A 20,310-nucleotide genomic window follows, 5' to 3' on the forward strand; every position below is an offset into this window, starting at 1 on the left:
GCGACCGCCACCCCGGCGATCCGGTTGGCGGCCACTGCACTGCCGGCCGCACCGCCCATGCCCGGCGCCGCCGCGGCGCCGGCGGCCGGCCTGCTCAACCCGGCGGCGTTGGGCGCGCTGACGGGCGGCGCGCTGGGGGCTCCGGGCTCGCAGCTGATCAACGGCGCCAATATCCGCGGCGGGTCCGGCGGCGGCAAGGGCGGCAACGGCGGCAAGGGCACCGCCCCGGTCCAACTCGACCGTGTGCTGGCCCAGTTGCAGAACCAGAAGGATGCGGTGCAGCACTGGCAGATCGACGAGGCGGGCTTGGACGACCTGCTCGAGGAACTGGCCAAGAAGCCCGGCTTCCACGCGGTGCACCTGAAAAAATCCGCCCGGGACGCCGGTGCCGCCGGATCCGCCACGGCGACGGCGCTGCCGTGAAGCCGCTGCTGGCGCTCGGCGTTGCTGTCGGCCTCGCCGTTGCCGGCGCGGCTCCGGCAGTCCCCGACCCGGCACCGGGCGTCCAGCTCGACCCCGACGCCGCGGCCGGCGCCGTGCCCAACGCGGCCTTCCTGGAGTCGCTGCGGGCGGCCGGTATCACCTATAGCAACCCCGGTCAGGCCATCGACGCCGCCCGCGCGGTCTGCGGGCTGGTGGACCGCGGCGAACCGGGCCTGCAGGTGATCTCCGACCTGAAGGCCACCAATCCCGGGTTCACCACCGACGGCGCGGCGCAGTTTGCTGCCATTGCGGCGAACGCCTACTGCCCGCACCAGCTCGTCACCAAGTGAAGCCCGGCGAGCCGGCCGAGCCGGAATACCGCGACGCGCGCGCGGCTAACCCCCGCTCGGAGCGGGCGAGGGAGCGGCCGGCCGTTGCTGCGGCACGAAGCCCTTCAGCACGTCGGGCAGTCCCGCCGACTGCTGCGGCGCCGGGGCACAGGTGGGCGGGCATTCGGTCAGTTGCCAGGGCGCGCAGCGGTCGGTCCGGAAGGTGGTGTCGCTGGGCTCGATCAGCACCACCTGCGGTTTCTTGGTCATCGCGCTGTCGACAATCTTGTCGCCGCTGTTTCGGCGCCAGTAGCAGGCGTTTCCCTCGCGCGGCCCGTCGGAGCGGTAGGTGCCCGGCGCAATGTCCTTTCCGACGGTGAAGGTGCCGTCGGTGTCGATCACCTGCTTCGGCGCGGGTGCGGGGGCGGGCGCCGGAGTCGGCTCGGCCCCCGCGACAGCGGTGGCTGCGCCGCATGCCGCCAGCATGACCGCCGCCGCTGCCAGCCTCATCGGTCTCATACCAGGCGAGGGTACCGGCGTGTCCGGCCTGATGCCGCCGGTGTTACGGCTTGACGCCGACGGTGATCAGGTCCGACACCAGCAGCGTCCAGGCCGGTCGCGCCACCCGGTGCTGGTCGGCCACGGAGAATCCGGCGTCGGTGAACAGCGTGCGCATCTCACTGGGCGTGGGCTGACGTGACGGGTTCCACCGGATCCCGGCCAGCTGGAGCGGATCGGGCAGCCGGGGGCTCATCGCGGTGACCGCTGCCATCCCGCCCGGCGCCAGTACCCGGTGGAACTCCCGCACCGCGGCCGGCTGGTTGAAGAAGTGAAACGCCGAACTGGTGACGACTGCGTCGAGCGTCCCGTCCTCGAACGGCAGCTGTTCGGCCGGGCCGGTCAGCCACTGCACCCGCGGTGACCGCGCCCGGGCCTCGTCGAGCATCCCGGCGGACATATCCACCCCGTAGACGGCCTCGGGTTGCAGTTCGCGTTCGATGCGGTCGGCGAGGATGCCGGTGCCGCAGGCGACGTCGGCGACCCGGGCGGGCCGATGAGAGCGCAGCACGGCGATCAGCTCGTCCTGGGCGGGACGATAGACCCAGCGTTGCAGGAAGCGGGTGTCATAGGCCGGAGCGGCAAGGCTCCAGAACCGGGTGACGACGTCATTGAATGCTCGGCGTGGAGCGGGAGGTGCCACGGCATGAAACCTACCGCCAGGGCTTTGAGAAGGTGTATCCATGACCGTCTGCTACCGGCACCCCGACCGGGCCACCGCACTGCGCTGCACCCGCTGTGGGCGTTACATCTGCGGTGACTGCATGCGCGGCGCCGCCGTGGGGCAGCACTGCGTGGATTGCGCGCAGCAGGGGGCCGCGCCACGCCGGTCGCGCCCGATGGTGCGGGCCGCCTCGACGACTCCGGTGATCAGCTACGGGCTGATCGCGTTGAACGTGCTGGCGTTCATCGGGCAGATGTCGTCCCGCCAGCTGGATTCCGAGCTGGTGCTCTGGTCGCCGGCCGTGGCCGACGGCCAGCTCTACCGGCTGCTGACGTCGGCGTTCCTGCACTACGGGGCGATGCACCTGTTGCTGAACATGTGGGCGCTGTATGTGGTGGGCCCGGCGCTGGAAGGGCTGCTCGGCCGGTCCCGATTCAGTGCGCTGTATCTGCTCAGCGCGCTGGGTGGTTCGGTCACGGTCTATCTGCTGGCACCGCTGAACACCGCCACCGCCGGGGCCTCCGGCGCCATCTTCGGCTTGTTCGGGGCGACGCTGATCGTCGGCCGGCGACTGCAGATGGACATCGGCTGGGTGGCGGCGATCATCGTGATCAACCTGGTCTTCACGTTCACCATCCCGCAGATCAGCTGGCAGGGCCATGTCGGCGGTCTGGTCACCGGACTGCTGGTCGCGGCTGCCTACGTCTATCCCGCCGCGCCGCGCCGCAACCAGATCCAACTCGCGGTCAGCGTTGCGCTACTGGTGCTGTTCGTTGCGCTGATCTGGTGGCGCACTGCCGAATTGGTCTCCTGACACCGAGCGTGTCGCCGGGGTAGGAAGGTCGGTCGCCCCCTAAGCTTTCGGTGGTCCACCAGCGAGAGGATCGACCAATCGTCGCCACCAGCGACCAACAGGAGATAAGTCGACCGGTCGGGAGCCGGACTCGCCGGGCCACCTCCGTGCGCACCTCGGGCAGAACCCGCTGGGTCGCGCCGGCTCCGCGTGCCGCCCGGCTGACCACTGGTCGCGCCGCGGACCGGGTGCGGCGGGAGCGGCGACGACCGGGGATTCACGCCCTCGACGGCCTGCGCGCGATCGCCGTCGCGTTGGTGCTGGCCGATCACGGCGGCATCCCGGGAGTGTCGGGCGGGTTCATCGGCGTCGACCTGTTCTTCGTGCTGAGCGGATTTTTGATCACCTCGCTGCTGATCGACGAGCTTCACCGGACCGGGCGCATCGACCTCACCGGCTTCTGGATCCGCCGCGGCCGCCGGCTGTTGCCCGCCCTGGTGCTGATGGTGCTGACCGTGGCGATCGCGCACGAACTGCTGCCGTCCGACGCGGTGGTGGGCCTACGGGAGGACGCGATCGCCGCGTTCTTCTGGGTGGCCAACTGGCGGTTCGTCGCCCAGCAGACCGACTACTTCACCGAGGCGGGCACCCCGTCGCCGCTGCAGCACACCTGGTCGCTGGGCGTCGAGGAGCAGTACTACTTCCTCTGGCCGCTGCTGCTGATCGCGGTCGCCCTGCTGCTGGGCCTGCGCGCCCGGCGCCGCGGTCGGCTGCCCACCGTCGGCGGGGTGCGGCTGACCGTCTTTCTGCTGGCCAGCGCCGGCGCGGCGGTCTCGGCGGCGGCGGCCGAGATGTTGGCCTCGGACGCCACCCGTGACCGCGTCTACTTCGGTACCGACACCCGCGCGCAGGCGCTGCTGATCGGCGCGGCGGCGGCGGCGCTGCTGGTGGGGGACTGGCCCGCGCTGACCGCGGGCTGGTCGGTGGTGCGTACCGGCCGGGCACGTTGGGCCGCCCGGTTGCTCCCGCTGGCCGGGCTGGCCGTGCTGGCGACGGCGGCGCACCGCGCCACCGGCAGCGCCGCGGAGTTTCAGGGCGGCCTGCTGACCCTGGTGGCCGTGGCGGCGATCGCGGTGATCGCGCCGGTCGCGCTGCACCAGAGTGGGCCGGTGGGCCGCGCACTGGCCTGGGCTCCGCTGGTGTGGCTGGGGACCATCTCCTACGGCGTGTACCTGTGGCACTGGCCGGTCTTTCTGGTGCTCAACGGCGAGCGCACCGGCTGGTCGGGTTGGGCGCTGTTCGCCGTGCGGTGCGCCGCCACGCTGCTGCTGGCCGCGGTGTCGTGGTGGGCCATCGAGGAACCGATCCGCCGCTGGCGGCCGGCGCAGGTGTCGATGCTGCCGCTCGGGGCGGCGGTCAGCGCCACCGCGGTGGCGCTGACGGTGTTCGTGGTCCCGGTCGTCGAGCGGCCCGCCGCGCAGACCGGACTGACCCCCGATGTGGCGGCGGCCGCCGCGGTGTCGCCGTCGCCGCCGAGCCCGCGTTCGGAATCCGGAAAGCCCCGGCCGCATCCGGTGCGCCACGACCCCAACCGGCCGCGCACCGTCTCGGTGTTCGGCGACTCGATCGGCTGGACGCTGATGCACTACCTGCCGGCCACGCCGGGTTATGACTTCATCGACCACACTGTCGTCGGCTGCAGCATCGTGCGTGCCGGGCCCTATCGCTGGGCCGGCAAGATCATCGAGCAGGGCCCGGACTGTGACGGTTGGCCGGCCCGGTGGGCGCGGCAGGTCAAGGCCGACCGCCCCGACGTGGTGTTGCTGATCGCGGGCCGCTGGGAGACGGTCGACCGTGTCAACGAGGGGCAGTGGACCCACATCGGTGACCCGACGTTCGACGCCTACCTGACCGCGGAATGGCGCCGCGCGCTCGACGTGCTGGAGTCCGCCGGCAGCCGGGTGGTGGTGACGACGGTGCCCTACAGCCGCTACGGCGAGCGGGCCGACGGCAGCCTGTGGCCGGAAGACGACCCGAAGCGAGTCGACCGCTGGAACGCGCTGTTGCGGCGGGTGGTCGCCGGGCGCGACGCCGTGACGGTGGTGGATCTGAACAAGAAACTGGGGCCGGGCGGCACCTACACCGCCAAGGTGGACGGCATCAAGGTGCGCAGCGACGGGATTCACCTGACCCCCGAAGGGGTGAAGTGGCTGCTGCCGTGGCTGGAGGAGTCGATCAGCTGATCGTGTGCCGGGCCACTCGGAACCCGGTGCTGAGGGAGTTCTCACATCGGCACCCGATACGGAATTAAATTAGTTTTGCTAACATTGTATCTATCAGCGCAGCGTTGCGCCTTCGAAAAACACTTCTCGAGATATCCCATTAGAGGTTCCACATGACGCTTACTGATCTGTCCGTCAACGAGGATCGGCAGGCCCGCCTGGCCGCCGAGCTGGCCGCCGCCGACCCCCAGTTCGCCGCCGCGCAACCCGACCCGGCCGTCGCCGACGCCATCGCCAAGCCCGGCCTGGCACTGCCGCAGCTCGTGCAGACCGCGCTGGCCGGCTACGCCGACCGGCCCGCGCTGGGCCAGCGTGCCGTCGACTTCGTCACCGATCCGGCGACCGGACGCACCGTCGCGCAATTGCAGCCCCGCTACGACACCCTCAGCTACGGCGAGCTGGCCGAACGGATCCGCGCCCTGAGTGCCGCCCTGACCGCCGCCGCCGTCCGCCCCGGTGACCGGGTGGCGGTGCTGGGTTTCACCAGCGTCGACTACACCGTCATCGACATGGCGCTGGGCCAGATCCAGGCGGTCGCCGTACCGCTGCAGACCTCCGCGGCGGTGAGCACCCTGACCCCCATCGTGGCCGAGACCCAGCCGCGCGTGATCGCCGCCAGCATCGACTCGCTGGCCGACGCGGTCGAGCTGGTGCGCAGCGGCCCGGCCCCCACCCGCCTGGTGGTCTTCGACTACCACGAGCAGGTCGATGACCACCGTGACGCGCTGGCCGACGCCCGGGCAAAGCTGGCCGGCGCCGAGGTCGTCGTCGAGCCGCTGGCCGAGCTGATGGCGCGCGGCCGGACGCTGTCCCCGGCGGACCCGCCGGCCCACGACACCGGCCAGGACACCGACCCGTTGGCTCTGCTGGTCTATACCTCCGGCAGCACCGGCGCCCCCAAGGGCGCGATGTACCCGCAGAGCAACGTTGCTCGGATGTGGGTGCGCTCGGCCAGGAACTGGTTCGGCCCGACCGCCGCCTCGATCACGCTGAACTTCATGCCGATGAGCCACATCATGGGCCGCGGCATCCTCTACGGCACGCTCGGCAACGGCGGCACCGCCTACTTCAGTGCGCGCAGCGACCTGTCCACCTTGCTCGAGGACCTCGCGCTGGTCCGGCCCACCGAACTCAACTTCGTCCCGCGGATCTGGGAGATGCTCTACCAGCACTTCCAAAGTGAGGTCAACGGGATCACCGGCGCCGACCGCGCCGCCGCCGAAGCGCAGCTGCTCGCCGAGATGCGCCGCGACCTGCTCGGCGGGCGTTGCATCTTCGCGATGACCGGCTCGGCGCCGATCTCCGCCGAATTGCATTCCTGGGTCTCCGAACTCACCGGGCTGCACGTGCTCAACGGCTACGGATCGACCGAGGCGGGCATGGTGCTCTTCGACGGCGTCGTGCAACGGCCACCGGTGCTCGACTACAAGCTGGTCGACGTGCCCGAACTGGGCTACTTCGGCACCGACAAGCCGCACCCCCGCGGCGAACTGCTGCTCAAGACCGAGAACCTGTTCCCCGGCTATTACAAGCGCCCGGAGATCACCGCGGAGGTTTTCGACGCCGACGGCTACTACCGCACCGGCGACGTCGTCGCCGAGATCGGCCCGGACCACCTGGTCTACGTCGACCGGCGCAACAACGTCCTCAAGCTCGCCCAGGGTGAGTTCGTCACGCTGGCCAAGCTGGAGGCCGAGTTCGGCAACAGCCCGCTGGTGCGCCAGATCTACGTCTACGGCAACAGTGCGCAGCCCTACCTGCTGGCGGTCGTGGTGCCGACCGATGACGCATTGGCGCGTTTCGATTCCGCCACCGAACTGAAGTCGGCGATCGCCGAGTCACTGCAGCAGGTGGCCCGCGACGCCGGCCTGCAGTCATACGAGGTGCCGCGCGATTTCATCGTGGAGACCGAACCATTCAGTCTCGAGAACGGGCTGCTGACGGGTATTCGCAAGCTGGCCTGGCCGAAACTCAAGGCGCACTACGGCGATCGTCTCGAACAGCGCTACGCCGAGCTGGCCGAGGGGCAGGCCAACGAACTGAGCGAGCTGCTCCGGCATGGCGCGCAGCGCCCCGCGCTGGAGACCGTCGGCCGCGCCGCGGCCGCCCTGCTCGGCGCATCGGCCGCCGACCTCCACCCCGACGCCCACTTCACCGACCTGGGTGGGGACTCGCTGTCGGCGCTGACCTTCGGCAACCTGCTTCGCGACATCTTCGACGTCGATGTGCCGGTCGGCGTGATCGTCAGCCCGGCAACCGATCTCGCGGCCATCGCAGACTATGTGGAGACCGAGCGCCGGGCCGCTCAGACCGGTTCCAGGCGGCCTAGTTTCGCCTCCGTGCACGGCCGAGACGCCGTCGAGGTGGCCGCTGGCGACCTGACCCTGGACAAGTTCCTCGACGAGGCCACCCTGGCCGCGGCGCCCACACTTCCCGCTCCATCCGGGCAGGTGCGCACCGTGCTGCTCACCGGCGCGACCGGCTTCTTGGGCCGCTACCTGGCGCTGGAGTGGCTGGAGCGACTGGCCCCGGTGGACGGCAAGCTGATCTGCCTGGTGCGGGCGCGTTCCGACGCCGACGCTCGGGCCCGGCTCGACGCCACCTTCGACAGCGGGGACGCGAAACTGTTGGCCCGCTACACCGAGCTGGCCGGCGGGCACCTCGAGGTCATCGCCGGCGACAAGGGGGAGGCGAACCTCGGGCTGGACCAACAAGTCTGGCAACGCCTGGCCGACACCGTCGATGTGATCGTCGACCCGGCCGCGCTGGTGAACCACGTGCTGCCCTACAGCGAGCTGTTCGGCCCGAACGTGGTCGGCACCGCCGAGCTGATCCGGGTCGCGCTCACCGGAAAGATCAAGCCGTTCACCTACTTCTCCACCATCGGTGTCGGCGACCAGATCCCGTTGGGCCGCTTCACCGAGGACGCCGACGTACGGGAGATGAGCCCGCTGCGGGCGATCAACGACGGCTACGCCAACGGCTACGGCAACAGCAAATGGGCCGGCGAGGTGTTGCTGCGCGAAGCCCACGACCTGTGCGGCCTGCCGGTCGCAGTGTTCCGCTGCGACATGATCCTGGCCGACACCAGCTATGCCGGTCAGCTCAACCTGCCGGACATGTTCACCCGGATGATGTTCAGCCTGGTTGCCGCAGGGGTGGCACCCACGTCGTTCTACGAGCTGGACGCCGACGGCAACCGGCAGCGCGCTCACTACGACGGGCTGCCGGTGGAGTTCATCGCCGAGGCGTCCACCACGCTGGGTGCCGGCTCGGCGGGCGTGGCTGACGCCGGGTTCGCCACCTACCACGTGATGAACCCCCACGACGACGGCGTCGGCATGGACGAGTTCGTCGATTGGCTGATCGACGCCGGCCACCCGATCGAACGGATCGACGACTACGGCGACTGGCTGCAGCGGTTCGAGACCACCCTGCGTGCGCTGCCCGAGCGGCAACGTCAGGCGTCGCTGTTGCCGCTGCTGCACAACTACCAGAAGCCGCAGCCTGCCATCTGCGGGTCGATCGCACCCACCCACAAGTTCCGGGCCGCGGTACAGGAGGCGAAAATCGGTGCAACGCAGGATATTCCGCATGTGACACCGGCGGTGATCGTCAAGTACATCACCGACCTGGAGCTGCTCGGGCTGCTCTGACCCAGGTCGACATCAACGCGGTGGCGGGCCAATTACGGTCCGCCACCGCGCTTGTGCGGGCGGCTCGATGGTCGCCGCATTGTTTGACGACCAGGCATTTCGATGGGACCATGGAGCCCAACGACATCCCCGCGTGTCTCGGCCGGAAGGAGGTGAGGGGCGAAGTGAGTTCCAGTGACGGACCGTATCCGAGTTCGATGACCGATCTGTCCCTCACCGGCCCCGGCGTCTTTGCCGCGGCCTGATCCGCGAGTTCCGCCGACTCGACTCGGCGGGCATCACGGCAGGAGAATAATCATGAACTTTGTTGTCACACAGCGTATCTCGACCAACAACGACTCCGGCGTGCGCCGGGCGGGCCGCCGCATGATCGGTCGGCTGCGCCACCTGGGCGCGCGGTCGGAGGCGGGTCCGCAGCAGCGCGCCGAGCGGTACGTGGCGCACATGCCGACCGCAGTCCTGGGCGCCTGCTGAACGCTAGGCCTGCACCACGATCGGGTCGCCCAGTCGCACCGTGTTGAAGTACCACGCGGCGTCGTCGGGACTCAGATTGATGCAGCCGTGGCTGACGTTGGAGTAGCCCTGCGACCCGACCGACCACGGTGCGGAGTGGACGTAGACGCCGGACCAGGTGACCCGCACGCCGTACTCGCCATTGATCAGGTAGCCCTCCGGGTCGTTGAGCGGGATGCCGATGGTGCGCGAGTCGAACTTGACGGTGCGCTCTTTGGACAGTGCGGTGAACGATCCGATCGGGGTGGGGCGCTTGGGTTTACCCATCGATGCCGCCATCACCCGCAGCGTGTCGCCGTTGACGCTGACGGTGAAGGTGTGATCGGAGATGTCGGCGAGCCCCAGTACCGCGTCACCGGTCTCGAAGCCCGTCGACATGCCGTGGGCGTCGACCTCGATCTTGCTGTGCGGTGACCAATACCCGTCCGGAACCCAGTGCACGACATCGTCGCTGACCCATTCGAAATGCCCGGAAGGCATGCCCGATGCCGTCTTTCCGGTCACCGCGATGTGGATGCCACGCTCGGCGCCCGCCCGGTCGCCCACCGGCCCGGTGAACGTCACGATCACCGGGTAGGCCACCCCCACCACCGAACCGGCCGCCGGTTCGATCGCCGCGACGGCGAAACCCGGCGTCGGCTGCACTGCCTGCGCCGCCTGACCGATGCCGGTGGACGCCCCCATCACTAGGGCCACCGACCCCGCCATCGCCAAAATTCCCCGCCTCACCCTGTACATGGCTTCCATTGTGCCAAGCGCAGCGGGTGCGGCGCAGATTTAGCCGTCTTCCGCCGGCGCCAAAAGGCTGCCCCAGGCAGCCTTGCTCCCGGATTCGCCGATGGTGTGGATCGCGAACATCGACCCGCCGGCCAGGGCGATCACGGTCGCGACGATCGTCAACCGCACCACCGGCGTCACCGTGCCGCCGCGGGACAGCGCCACGTGCAGGCCGGCCAGCAGGGCTGCCGCCAGGGCCAGGCCAAGCGCCATATAGAGGCCGTACCCGCCGGCGGTCATGTGGCGGTCGAGGTCGGGCGATTCGCCGATCTTGCCGGTGTCGGCCAGCCACTCGCCGGCGGTGACCGTCGCCGGCGTGACCAGCAGCGTGAGGGCGGCCAGCACCGCCACCAGCCAGACCAGCCGCCGGCGTGCCGCCGGCCACAGTGCGCACAGGATGAGCAGCACCGCGGTCAGCGGCACCAGCGCCACCACGAAATGCAGCAGCAGGATGTGCGCGGGCAGCCCGGCGATCGTCGTCATCAACAGTCCTTTCGGTGTCGCGCGGGTTACGCGCTGCTGCCGGCGTACGCGGCCACGGACGCCGAGGACTCCGGCAGCGGCTCATACCGGGCGAAGCGCCGGGTGAACGAACCGGCGCCGTGCGTCAGCGAACGCAGCTCGACCACGTACCGGATCAGCTCGGCCTGCGGTACCTCGGCTTTCACCAGCGTGCGGTCCGCACCGACTTTATCGGTGCCGACCACCCGGGCGCGGCGAGACGACAGATCGCCCATCACCGCACCGACCAGTTCGTCGGGAACCAGCACCGTGACGTCGTCGATCGGCTCGAGCAACCGCACCCCGCCGGCGGCCGCGGCGTCGCGCAGTGCGGCGGCGCCCGCCATCTGGAACGCGAAGTCGGACGAGTCGACGCTGTGGGCTTTGCCGTCGAGCAGGGTCACCCGGATGTCGACCACCGGGTAGCCGGCTCCGGCTCCACCGGTGAGCCCACGCTCCAGCTGCGCGCGGACGCCCTTCTCCACGCTGGGGATGAACTGGCGGGGGACCGCCCCGCCCACCACCCGGTCGACGAACTCGAAACCGGAACCTTGGGCCACCGGCTCGACTTCGATGTGGCAGACCGCGTACTGGCCGTGCCCGCCGGACTGCTTGACATGGCGGCCGTGCCCGTTGGCCCTGCTGACGAACGTCTCCCGTAGCGCGATCCGCAGCGCGACGGTGTCCACCGACACCCAGTGGGTCAGCGCGTCGAGCACGATGCCCGAGTGCGCTTCGCCCAGGCACCACAGCACGGTCTGATGGGTTTCCGGGTTCCGCTCGATCCGCAGCCCCGGGTCCTCGGCCGCCAGCCGCGCCAGCCCAACCGCCAGCTTGTCCTCGTCGGTCTTGGCGTGCGGGACGACCGCGACCGGCAGCAGTGGGTCGGGCATCGACCACGGTTTGCAGACCAGCGGTTCGGCCTTGTCCGACAGCGTGTCCCCGGTCTCGGCGTGGCTGAGCCGCCCCACCGTGCAGATGTCGCCGGCCATCACCGCCGCGGCCGGCCGCTGTTGTCTGCCGAGTGGAAACGCCAGCGCCCCGATCCGGTCGTCCTCGTCGTGGTCGGCATGGCCGCTGCCGTCGCCGAAGAACCCGGTGCAGTGTCCGCTGACATGGATCCCGCTGTCGGGCTTGATGGTTCCGGAGAACACCCGCACCAGGCTGACCCGCCCGACGTAGGGATCCGACGTCGTGCGGACCACCTCGGCCAGCAGCGGTCCGGCCGGGTCACAGCTGAGCCCGCGGCGCGCCACACCGTCGGGGGTGAACACCTCCGGGAGCAGGTGCTCGGGCGGCCCGGGGAATTCAGCGGTGATGACCTCGAGCAGTTCGGCAACGCCGACGGCGGTGGCGCTGCAGACCGGGATGACCGGAAACAACGAACCGCGCGCCAGCACCTGTTCCAGGGCCCGCTCCAGGTCTTTGGTGAGAACCGCCCCGTCGGTCGGCTCCCCGCCCAGGTAGCGGTCCAGCAGCGACTCGTCCTCGGACTCCTCGATGATCGCCTCGATCAGTTCGCCGCGTTGTCGCTCGGTGTCGGGCGCCTCGCAGCGCTCCGCCGCCAGCAGCCCGGTCAGGCCGGCGCCGGGGGCGGTGGGATCCGGCAGGTACAGCGGCAGCACCTGCTCACCGAAGGCCGTCCGGGCGGCCGCCACGGTGCCCGGGTAGTCCGCCCGGGCATGGTCCAGCTTGGTCACCACCACTGCCCGCGGCATGGCGAGCTGGTGGCATTCCTGCCACAGCACATTGGCGGCCTCATCGATGTCCTCGTTGGCCGCCACGACGAACAGCGCAGCGTCGGCGGCCCGCAACCCCGCCCGTAGTTCCCCGAGGAAATCGGCGTAACCGGGCGTGTCGATCAGGTTGACCTTGACCCCGTCGTGCGACAGCGATGCGCACGCCACCCCAACCGAACGCTGCTGGCGGATCTCGGCGTCGTCGTAGTCGCAGACCGTGCTGCCGTCGCCGACGGAACCGGCTCGCGGCAACACCCCGGCCGCGACCAGCATCGCCTCGACGAGGGTGGTCTTGCCGGAGCCCGGCGGACCGACCAGCACGACATTGCGGATGGCGGCCGGACTGGCCGCGGTGGGGGCGGCAGCAGCGCCCCTTGAGGTCCCGGTCTTGTCTGCCATGGCGTCCTCCTGCACGCTCAGCCTTCCTGCAACGGAGGCTGAGCACAACCCCTCCGACAGCTCGGTGTTTGGCCAGCTGACCGCCACCTTTTGCGGTCCGCGCCGACGGTTCCGGTAAGCTTGCGGTGTTTCTCTCACGGATCCACGTCGGAGAGGTGCTGGGATGTGCCGGATTTCGGCACTCGAATCGTGACCGACCGCAGGAGGTAACGCCGATGAGAGGACCGCATCGCCCGCTCAGGTGGTGGCTGTTCAGCGTCACAGCGGCTGTGATCAGCACAGCCGGCCTCGGCCTTGGTGCAGTGCCGGTCCAGGCGGCGCCGACGCTGCCCAAGCCGCCGCTCGACCCGTCGGCGATGGTCGCGCAGGTCGGTCCCGCGGTGGTCAACATCGACGCGCAGATGGGGTATCAGAGCGCGGTCGGCGCCGGAACCGGGATCGTGCTGGATCCCAACGGCATCGTGCTCACCAACAACCACGTCATCGCCGGGGCCACCAGTCTCACTGTGGTTTCGGTCGGCAACGGGCAGAGCTACGACGTCGACGTGCTCGGGTTCGACCGCAGCCATGACGTGGCGGTGCTGCAGCTGCGCGGCGCCTCCGGCCTGCCGACGGCCAACATCGGCGACTCGTCCAAGGTCGCGGTCGGCGACCCGGTGGTCGCGATGGGCAACGCCGGCGGCCAGGGTGGCACGCCGAGCGCGGTGCCCGGCAAGGTCATCGGCTTGAACCAGACCGTCTCGGCCCTCGACGAACTCACCGGCAGCACCGAGACACTGACGAACATGATCAAGGCCGACACCGCGATCCGCCCCGGGGATTCTGGCGGTCCGATGGTGAACGCGGCCGGCCAGGTGATCGGGATGAACACCGCGGCGTCGGACAACTACAAGTTCGCCCAGCCCGGCGGTGAAGGGTACGCGATCCCGATCAACCAGGCGATGGCCATCGCCAATCAGATTCGCTCCGGCATCTCCTCACCCACCGTCCACATCGGTGAGACCGCGTTCATGGGTGTCGGCGTGGTGGACAACAACGGTGGGGCGCGGGTCGCCCAGGTGCTCGAGGGCACCCCGGCTGCCGAGAGCGGTATCGCCAGGGATGACGTCATCACCTCGGTCAACGGCCGGCCGGTCAACTCGGCCACCGACCTGACCGACGTACTCGACCAGCGCCACCCGGGCGACACCATCACCTTGAGCTGGCGCACCCCGACGGGCAGCGAGCACAGCGCCACCATCACCTTGGTGCCGGGTCCGGTCGGCTGAGGTAGACCGCATTAGTTCCAGGCTCGCGTGATACGCCGGCACTACGACAGTGAAACCAAGCTGTCCTGGGTGCTTGCTGCCCTGGCCGGGGTGCTGGCGGCGACGGCGTACACCCATTCGGAGGGCTACTTCGTCACCTTCATGACCGGCAACGCCGGGCGTGCGGTGCTGGGGGTCTTCGACGGCAACGAGTGGCTGTCGATCTCTGCGGCGGCCCTGCTGTTCTCCTTTCTGGGCGGCGTGCTGACCGCGTCGGTGTTCCGCCGCCGGGTCTGGCCCAACCAGCCGCACGGCGCGCTGCTGCTGACGGCCGCCGCCCTACTGGCCGCGACCCTGCTGGACTGGACCGTGGCGGGCGGGCCGTCACTGCCGCTGCCGCTGCTGCCGATCCTGTTGGTCGCGTACGGGGTCGGCGCGCTCAACACCACCTTCGTCCGCGACGGCGAGGTGTCGATCCCGTTGAGCTATGTCACCGGCACGGTGGTGAAACTGGGCCAGGGCATCGAGCGCCATTTCAACGGCGGCAGCATTGCTGACTGGCTGGGCCACTTCATGCTGCTTGCCGGCTACACCTCCGGCGCGGCCGTCGGTGGCTGCATCAGCCTGGTCGCCGGCGGCACCTGGATGCTGGGCATCGCCACGGCGGTCTGCGTGCTGGCCATGTGGTACACCCACCGCTACGTCGACCGCCGCGACGTGTGGAGTTGACGGCCGGCCTGCGCCAATGACGAGACCGACGTCTTGCAGGGCCGCTCCTGCAAAACGTCGGTCTCGCGTACCCGGGATGGGTCGATCAGGTCGGGTCGATTCCCACTCCCAGCACCCGCTGGATGTCGGGCTTCATCGCGACCAGCTGCTCGTTCCAGTACGGCCAGTCGTGCGTGCCGTTGGCCGGGAAGTTGAACACCCCGTTGTTGCCGCCGGCGGCCAGGTAGTTCTGCTGGAACGTCTGGTTGGTGCGCAGCGTCAGGCTCTCCAGGAACTTGGCGGGCAGGTTGTTGCCGCCCAGGTCGCTCGGCGTGCCGTTACCGCAGTAGACCCAGATGCGGGTGCGGTTGGCCACCAGCCGCGGGATCTGCACCATCGCGTCGTTCCGCCGCCAGGCCGGGTCCGACGAGGGACCCCACATGCTGTTGGCGTTATAGCCGCCGGCGTCGTTCATCGCCAACCCGATCAACGTCGGCCACCAGCCCTCAGAGGGGTTGAGGAAGCCCGAAAGCGCAGCGGCGTAGGGGAATTGCTGCGGGTAGTACGCCGCCAGGATCAGCGCCGAACCGCCCGCCATCGACAATCCCACCACCGCGTTGCCATTGGGCGACACGCTCTTGTTGGCCTGCATCCACGTGGGCAGCTCCCGGGTCAGGAAGGTCTCCCACTTGTAGGTGTAGTTCTGCCCGTTGCCCTGCGACGGCTGATACCAGTCGGAGTAGAAGCTGGACTGCCCGCCGACCGGCATGATCACCGACAGGCCCGACTGGTAGTACTCCTCGAACGCCGGGGTGTTGATGTCCCAGCCGTTGTAGTCGTCCTGGGCCCGCAGCCCGTCGAGCAGGTACACCGCGTGGGCGCCACCCGGCTGGAACTGCACCTTGATGTCACGGCCCATCGACGGCGACGGCACCTGCAGGTACTCCACCGGCAGGCCCGGCCGGGAGAACGCGGACGCGTCGCCCGACCCGCCGACGACCCCGACGAGCCCGCCCAGCAGTGCGGCCCCCACCGCCGCGACCGACAGCCGGCGTGACACCCGGCCCGCCGCGTGACGCAACTTCTCAACGCTGTTCATAAGCTGTTTCCCATCCCAATGGTTCGTTCCGCAAGCTGCGGAAGGCTTGTGGCTTTGTCCTCCTGCACGAAGTCAAACACGATGCGCCGTCGTGTCCTGTTCGCCGCCACGGGATTTCATATCGCGGTTCGGCAACGATTGAGATTCGGCGCGGACTCGCTCCCCGCCGGAGCCGCTGCCGGGGTAGGCATATAGTCGACGTAATCATCGACGCAAGGAGCAGGGAATGGTCCCGACTGTCGCGGAAGCGCCGCGACCGCTGGCCGGGGTGCGCGTCATCGAGATCGCCAGCTTCGTGGCGGTGCCGCTCGCCGGGATGACGCTGGCCCAACTCGGCGCCGACGTGGTGCGGATCGATCCGGTCGGCGGGGCGGCCGACTACCGTCGCTGGCCGGTCACCGAGGACGGCACGTCGATCTACTGGACCGGGCTGAACAAGGGCAAGCGTTCGATGGCCGCCGACCTGCGAGCACCAGAAGGGCAGCGCCTGGTGCAGCGCCTGATCGCCGAAAGCGGTGTGGTGCTGACGAATATGGCCGGCCGGCAATGGCTTTCCTTCGACACGCTGGTCGCCGAGCGTGCCGACCTGATCCATCTCGAGGTGCTCGGCCGCGCCGACGGCTCCACCGCCGTGGACTACACCGTCAACGCGGCCACCGGCTTTCCGCTGGTGACCGGGCCCGCGGACTACGGCGCACCGATCAACCACGTGCTGCCCGCCTGGGACATCGCCTGTGGGCTGCACGGCGCGCTGGCGGTGGTCGCCGCGCTGCATCGCCGGGACCGCACCGGTGAGCCCTGCCGGATCCGGCTGGCGTTGGAAGACGTCGCGCTGGGAACCGCCAGTGCGCTCGGCTTCCTCACCGAGGCGATGGTCAACGGTGCGCGGCGGGAACGCATCGGCAACGCGCTCTACGGCAGCTACGGCCAGACCTTCACCGGCAGTGACGGTGTGTCGTTCATGATCGTCACGCTGACCAACCGGCACTTCCGCGATTTGACCGAGTTAACCGGAACGACGAAAGTCATTGCCGCACTGGCTGATGCGCGCGATGTCGACTTCGGCGACGAAGGGCAGCGCTACCGTCACCGCGACGTGCTCACCGGACTGTTCAGCGGCTGGTTCGCCGAGCGGACGGGGGCGCAGATCGAGGCGGCCCTTGCCGGCACCTCGCTGCTGTGGGACCGCTACCGCAGCTTCGCCGACGTGGCCGCAGACGAGCGGCTGGGCGATAACGCGATGTTCCGGTCGCTGCACCAGCCCCGGATCGGCGACTATCTGGCGGCCGGGCTGCCGGCGTCTCTGGACGGTGTACACCCGCCGGCCGTTGCGGCACCGGCCTTGGGTGCCGACACCGAACAGTTGTTGACCGAACTGGGGATGACCATCGACGATATCGAGCTGCTGCGCCGAAATGGCACGGTGGCAACGGATTAGATCCAACAAATCAGATAGGGAAAGCGGGAGCGTATGCGCACTTTCGAATCGATCGAGGAACTCGCCGCATGTCAGGGCGAGCCGATCGGCCAAAGCGAATGGGTGACCATCACCCAGGAAGCCGTCAATCTGTTCGCCGACGCCACCGGTGATCACCAGTGGATCCATGTCGATCCGGAGCGGGCCGCCGACGGGCCGTTCGGGACCACCATCGCTCACGGCTACCTGACGCTGGCCATGCTGCCGAAACTGATGGCGCAGATCAGCCGCCTCGAGGGAGTGAAGCTGGCGATCAATTACGGACTGAACAAGGTGCGCTTCCCGGCGCCGGTTCCTGTCGGCTCCAAAATCCGGGCGGAGACATCCGTGGTCGAGGTCACCGATGTCGGCGGCGGCGCCCAGCAGGTGACCTACTCGACCACGGTGGCCATCGACGGTAGCGCCAAGCCGGCCTGCGTCGCCGAGAGCGTCGTGCGCTACCTGTTCTGATTCGGCCTGGTCTTGGCGTCCCGGCCGCCGGGGCGCGACGAGAAGTAATGCGCGATGATCGCCGCGATCTGCAGGAAACGCCGGCGGGTGGCCGGTGCCATCTCCTGCATGATGTCGATCACCCCGCCGGGCCGCAGGTGCGGGTCGAACGGTACCTCGACCACCGCCTGGCCGTGCCGCAGGAACTGCGCGGTGAGCGCGGAGCGGGTGCGCTGGTCGGCGTGGCCGTCGGAGTCGTTGAGCACCACCACGGTGCGCTGCAGCAGGCCGCCCTGGCCGCGGTCTGCGAGCCACTCCATGGTCTTGGCGGCCGCGCCGGCGCCGTCCGCCCAGGGCGAGGACACCACGATCAGCGCGTCGAGGTCGCGCAGGGCCTCCTGGGTCACCGGTGAGTCCATCGTCGAACCGCAGTCGATGATCGAGATGGTGAAGTGCCGGTCCAGGCGCAGCGCCGCCTCCCGGTACAGCGCGGCGTCGAGGATCCGGCGCCGACCCGCGGCCGGCTCGCCGACCAGCACGTAGAGCCCCGCGGCGTTGGCGCCCACCCGGCTGCTGATGTCGGCGAACGACTGCATGCCCGCATCGGCTGCCAGATCCCAGTAGGAACTGGTGGCGCGCGGGTCGATACGGCTGCCGAGCCGGCCGAACGCGGTGTCGGCGTCGACGGCCACCACGTGGTCGGCCCGGCGCAGTGCGGCGAACACCGAACCCACGCTGGCCGCCACCGTGGTCTTGCCGACACCGCCCTTGCCCAACACGCCCACCTTGTAGCTGCCGTTCGGCATCGATCGGATGGCCGCCTCGTAGGCGGTCTCCTCCCGTTCGGCCGGTGAGGGACCCAGGTTGACCAGCCCGAACGTCGCCGACAGCACGACACGCCGCCAGCCGCGGGTCGGGCGGGGCCGGACCGGCGGCAGCGGGGCCGGCGCCGGATAGGGCGCGTGCTGCAGTGGCGGGCGCGGTTGCGGCGGCGGTTGCCAGGGCCGTTGTTGTTGTGACGGTTGCTGCGACTGCTGTGGCGGATGCTGTTGTGGATGCTGGTGCGACGGCGGCACCCGGCCCCGCAGGAAGTCGTCCTGGGCGTTCATAGGCTCCTCGGGGCATACAGAAGCGGCACGGCCGGGTGGCCCGACAACCCTGCAGCTTAATCGCGGCGGCGTCGATACCGCGTCAGCCCCGGTCAGCAGTCGTAGTACAGCGCGAACTCGTAGGGGTGCGGGCGCAGGTTGATCGGGTTGATCTCGTGCTCCCGCTTGTAGCTGATCCAGGTGTTGATGAGGTCGGGAGTGAAAACCCCGCCTTCGGTGAGGTATTCGTGGTCGGCTTCCAGATTGTCGATCACGTGGGACAACTGGGTGGGTGCCTGCGGGATGGCAGCCGCCTCGTCCGGCGGCAGCTCGTAGAGGTCCTTGTCGACCGGGTCGGGCGGCTCGATCTTGTTCTTGACGCCGTCGACGCCGGCCATCAGCATCGCGGCGAACGCCAGGTACGGGTTGCCCGAGGAGTCCGGGCAGCGGAACTCCAGCCGCTTGGCCTTGGGGTTGGTGCCGGTGATCGGGATGCGCACACAGGCCGAGCGGTTGCGCTGGCTGTAGACCAGGTTGATCGGCGCCTCGTAGTGCGGCACCAGGCGCTTGTAGGAGTTGATGGTCGGGTTGGTGAACGCCAGCAGCGACGGGGCGTGGTGCAGGATGCCGCCGATGTAATGCCGGGCGGTGTCCGACAGTCCGGCGTAGCCGGCCTCGTCGTAGAACAGCGGTTCGCCGTCCTGCCAGACCGACTGGTGCACGTGCATGCCCGAGCCGTTGTCACCGAACAGTGGCTTGGGCATGAAGGTGACGGTCTTGCCGTGCGCCCAGGCGGTGTTCTTGATGATGTATTTGAACAGCATCAAATCGTCGGCGGCGTGCAGCAGCGTGTTGAACCGGTAGTTGATCTCGGTCTGGCCGCCGGTGCCGACCTCGTGGTGACCGCGCTCCACCGCGAAACCGGCGTTGGTCAGGTTGGTGGCCATCGCGTCGCGCAAGTCGACGAACTGGTCGTTGGGCGCCACCGGGAAGTAGCCGCCTTTGGGCCGGACCTTGTAGCCGCGATTGGGGCTGCCGTCCGGTTCGGTGGTCTTGCCGGTGTTCCACCACCCCGCAACCGAATCCACCTGGTAGAACGAGCCGTTCATCTGCGAGTCGAAGCTCACCGAGTCGAAGATGTAGAACTCGGCTTCGGCGCCGAAGTAGGCGGTGTCGGCGATGCCGGTGCTGGTCAGGTAGTTCTCCGCTTTGCGCGCGACGTTGCGCGGGTCGCGCGAGTAGGGCTCGCGGGTGAAGGGATCGTGGACGAAGAAGTTCAGGTTCAGCGTCTTGGCCGCCCGGAACGGATCGATCCATGCGGTGTGCAGGTCGGGTAACAGCAGCATGTCCGACTCGTGGATGGACTGGAAGCCCCGGATCGACGAACCGTCGAAGGCCAACCCGTCCTCGAACACGCTCGCATCCAACGCTGAGGCAGGGATGGAGAAATGTTGCATCACGCCCGGTAGATCACAGAATCGAACGTCGACGTACTCCACTGACTCGTCGGCGAGCAGCTTGAAAATATCGACGTCCATACCGGATCTCCTTTGCGTGCGGCCAGCCAGACGATAGGCAGCCCACATTTCCTGGACATCATCCGGATATTGCGTCCAGGTAACACAACT

General features: G+C 69.1%; 17 protein-coding genes and 1 pseudogene. 10 read left to right on the forward strand and 8 right to left on the reverse strand.

What is annotated here, in order from left to right; all coding sequences use genetic code 11:
* Both ACAG20_RS18200 and ACAG20_RS18205 read left to right on the forward strand, forming a co-directional pair.
* Positions 1 to 423, forward strand: a pseudogene (locus ACAG20_RS18200) (hypothetical protein); the annotation flags it as partial.
* On the forward strand, positions 420 to 773 hold the full coding sequence (locus ACAG20_RS18205) for a DUF732 domain-containing protein (RefSeq protein WP_370493577.1): 354 nt from the start codon (positions 420 to 422) through the stop codon (positions 771 to 773). The pseudogene ACAG20_RS18200 and the gene ACAG20_RS18205, both read left to right, overlap by 4 nt.
* 45 nt (positions 774 to 818) lie before the next feature.
* On the opposite strand, the gene ACAG20_RS18210 is transcribed toward ACAG20_RS18205, so the two are convergent.
* Positions 819 to 1,271, reverse strand: coding sequence for a hypothetical protein (locus ACAG20_RS18210; protein WP_370493578.1), 453 nt, complete (start codon positions 1,269 to 1,271; stop codon positions 819 to 821).
* 43 nt (positions 1,272 to 1,314) lie between these two features.
* On the reverse strand, positions 1,315 to 1,995 hold the full coding sequence (locus tag ACAG20_RS18215; protein ID WP_370493579.1) for a class I SAM-dependent methyltransferase: 681 nt from the start codon (positions 1,993 to 1,995) through the stop codon (positions 1,315 to 1,317).
* Here ACAG20_RS18215 and ACAG20_RS18220 point away from each other — a divergent pair.
* From ACAG20_RS18220 to ACAG20_RS18235, 4 genes are all read left to right on the forward strand, one after another.
* Complete coding sequence (locus ACAG20_RS18220) at positions 1,994 to 2,788, forward strand: rhomboid family intramembrane serine protease (RefSeq protein ID WP_370493580.1); 795 nt, start codon at positions 1,994 to 1,996, stop codon at positions 2,786 to 2,788. The genes ACAG20_RS18215 and ACAG20_RS18220 overlap by 2 nt on opposite strands.
* 200 nt (positions 2,789 to 2,988) lie before the next feature.
* Complete coding sequence (locus tag ACAG20_RS18225) at positions 2,989 to 5,010, forward strand: acyltransferase family protein (RefSeq protein WP_370493655.1); 2,022 nt, start codon at positions 2,989 to 2,991, stop codon at positions 5,008 to 5,010.
* 152 nt (positions 5,011 to 5,162) lie between these two features.
* The gene (gene car / locus ACAG20_RS18230; protein WP_370493581.1) at positions 5,163 to 8,705 is read left to right on the forward strand and encodes a carboxylic acid reductase; all 3,543 of its coding nucleotides are present in this window, start codon (positions 5,163 to 5,165) and stop codon (positions 8,703 to 8,705) included.
* Between the two features lie 297 nt (positions 8,706 to 9,002).
* A complete protein-coding gene (locus ACAG20_RS18235; protein WP_165825010.1) occupies positions 9,003 to 9,179 on the forward strand; it encodes a hypothetical protein in 177 nt (58 codons plus the stop codon).
* Between the two features lie 3 nt (positions 9,180 to 9,182).
* Here the strand turns inward: ACAG20_RS18235 and ACAG20_RS18240 are convergent, their stop codons facing one another.
* Genes ACAG20_RS18240 through ACAG20_RS18250 form a run of 3 tightly spaced genes read right to left on the reverse strand, consistent with a single transcriptional unit; the run spans position 9,183 to position 12,634 of the window.
* A complete protein-coding gene (locus tag ACAG20_RS18240) occupies positions 9,183 to 9,956 on the reverse strand; it encodes a L,D-transpeptidase family protein (protein ID WP_370493582.1) in 774 nt (257 codons plus the stop codon).
* 39 nt (positions 9,957 to 9,995) lie between these two features.
* Positions 9,996 to 10,478: a hypothetical protein gene (locus ACAG20_RS18245; RefSeq protein WP_112686021.1), complete on the reverse strand. Its 483-nt coding sequence runs from the start codon at positions 10,476 to 10,478 to the stop codon at positions 9,996 to 9,998.
* A 26-nt stretch (positions 10,479 to 10,504) separates the two neighbouring features.
* On the reverse strand, positions 10,505 to 12,634 hold the full coding sequence (locus ACAG20_RS18250) for an elongation factor G-like protein EF-G2 (protein ID WP_112686033.1): 2,130 nt from the start codon (positions 12,632 to 12,634) through the stop codon (positions 10,505 to 10,507).
* 215 nt (positions 12,635 to 12,849) lie between these two features.
* Here ACAG20_RS18250 and ACAG20_RS18255 point away from each other — a divergent pair, with 215 nt between their 5' ends.
* The gene (locus ACAG20_RS18255) at positions 12,850 to 13,902 is read left to right on the forward strand and encodes a S1C family serine protease (protein ID WP_370493583.1); all 1,053 of its coding nucleotides are present in this window, start codon (positions 12,850 to 12,852) and stop codon (positions 13,900 to 13,902) included.
* 27 nt (positions 13,903 to 13,929) lie between these two features.
* Complete coding sequence (locus ACAG20_RS18260) at positions 13,930 to 14,610, forward strand: YoaK family protein (RefSeq protein ID WP_370493584.1); 681 nt, start codon at positions 13,930 to 13,932, stop codon at positions 14,608 to 14,610.
* Between the two features lie 85 nt (positions 14,611 to 14,695).
* Here ACAG20_RS18260 and ag85C read toward each other — a convergent pair whose 3' ends face one another.
* Positions 14,696 to 15,688 (reverse strand): diacylglycerol acyltransferase/mycolyltransferase Ag85C, encoded by a 993-nt coding sequence (gene ag85C / locus ACAG20_RS18265; protein ID WP_370493585.1) that lies wholly within the window; start codon positions 15,686 to 15,688, stop codon positions 14,696 to 14,698.
* Positions 15,689 to 15,914: 226 nt separating this feature from the next.
* Between ag85C and ACAG20_RS18270 the strand changes: the two genes are divergently transcribed.
* Complete coding sequence (locus ACAG20_RS18270) at positions 15,915 to 17,126, forward strand: CoA transferase (RefSeq protein ID WP_370493586.1); 1,212 nt, start codon at positions 15,915 to 15,917, stop codon at positions 17,124 to 17,126.
* Positions 17,127 to 17,159: 33 nt separating this feature from the next.
* Positions 17,160 to 17,615: a MaoC family dehydratase gene (locus ACAG20_RS18275; RefSeq protein WP_370493587.1), complete on the forward strand. Its 456-nt coding sequence runs from the start codon at positions 17,160 to 17,162 to the stop codon at positions 17,613 to 17,615.
* On the opposite strand, the gene ACAG20_RS18280 is transcribed toward ACAG20_RS18275, so the two are convergent.
* Entirely contained in the window at positions 17,603 to 18,703 is a 1,101-nt protein-coding gene (locus ACAG20_RS18280) for a MinD/ParA family protein (RefSeq protein WP_205868872.1), read from the reverse strand. The two genes, ACAG20_RS18275 and ACAG20_RS18280, sit on opposite strands and share 13 nt — an antisense overlap.
* A gap of 92 nt (positions 18,704 to 18,795) precedes the next feature.
* Positions 18,796 to 20,220: a type I glutamate--ammonia ligase gene (gene glnA / locus ACAG20_RS18285; protein ID WP_112686009.1), complete on the reverse strand. Its 1,425-nt coding sequence runs from the start codon at positions 20,218 to 20,220 to the stop codon at positions 18,796 to 18,798.
* Positions 20,221 to 20,310: the final 90 nt, after the last annotated feature.

The organism is Mycobacterium sp. pW045 (assembly GCF_041287085.1).
Taxonomy (GTDB): Bacteria; Actinomycetota; Actinomycetes; order Mycobacteriales; family Mycobacteriaceae; genus Mycobacterium; species Mycobacterium algericum_A.

Coding starts and splice junctions, on each gene's coding strand:
- ACAG20_RS18210 (WP_370493578.1), bottom strand. CDS start 1,271: ATGAGACCGATGAGGCTGGCAGCGGCGGCGGTCATGCTGGCGGCATGC.
- ACAG20_RS18220 (WP_370493580.1), top strand. CDS start 1,994: ATGACCGTCTGCTACCGGCACCCCGACCGGGCCACCGCACTGCGCTGC.
- ACAG20_RS18215 (WP_370493579.1), bottom strand. CDS start 1,995: ATGGATACACCTTCTCAAAGCCCTGGCGGTAGGTTTCATGCCGTGGCA.
- car (WP_370493581.1), top strand. CDS start 5,163: ATGACGCTTACTGATCTGTCCGTCAACGAGGATCGGCAGGCCCGCCTG.
- ACAG20_RS18235 (WP_165825010.1), top strand. CDS start 9,003: ATGAACTTTGTTGTCACACAGCGTATCTCGACCAACAACGACTCCGGC.
- ACAG20_RS18240 (WP_370493582.1), bottom strand. CDS start 9,956: ATGTACAGGGTGAGGCGGGGAATTTTGGCGATGGCGGGGTCGGTGGCC.
- ACAG20_RS18245 (WP_112686021.1), bottom strand. CDS start 10,478: ATGACGACGATCGCCGGGCTGCCCGCGCACATCCTGCTGCTGCATTTC.
- ACAG20_RS18250 (WP_112686033.1), bottom strand. CDS start 12,634: ATGGCAGACAAGACCGGGACCTCAAGGGGCGCTGCTGCCGCCCCCACC.
- ACAG20_RS18255 (WP_370493583.1), top strand. CDS start 12,850: ATGAGAGGACCGCATCGCCCGCTCAGGTGGTGGCTGTTCAGCGTCACA.
- ag85C (WP_370493585.1), bottom strand. CDS start 15,688: ATGAACAGCGTTGAGAAGTTGCGTCACGCGGCGGGCCGGGTGTCACGC.
- ACAG20_RS18270 (WP_370493586.1), top strand. CDS start 15,915: ATGGTCCCGACTGTCGCGGAAGCGCCGCGACCGCTGGCCGGGGTGCGC.
- ACAG20_RS18275 (WP_370493587.1), top strand. CDS start 17,160: ATGCGCACTTTCGAATCGATCGAGGAACTCGCCGCATGTCAGGGCGAG.
- ACAG20_RS18280 (WP_205868872.1), bottom strand. CDS start 18,703: ATGAACGCCCAGGACGACTTCCTGCGGGGCCGGGTGCCGCCGTCGCAC.
- glnA (WP_112686009.1), bottom strand. CDS start 20,220: ATGGACGTCGATATTTTCAAGCTGCTCGCCGACGAGTCAGTGGAGTAC.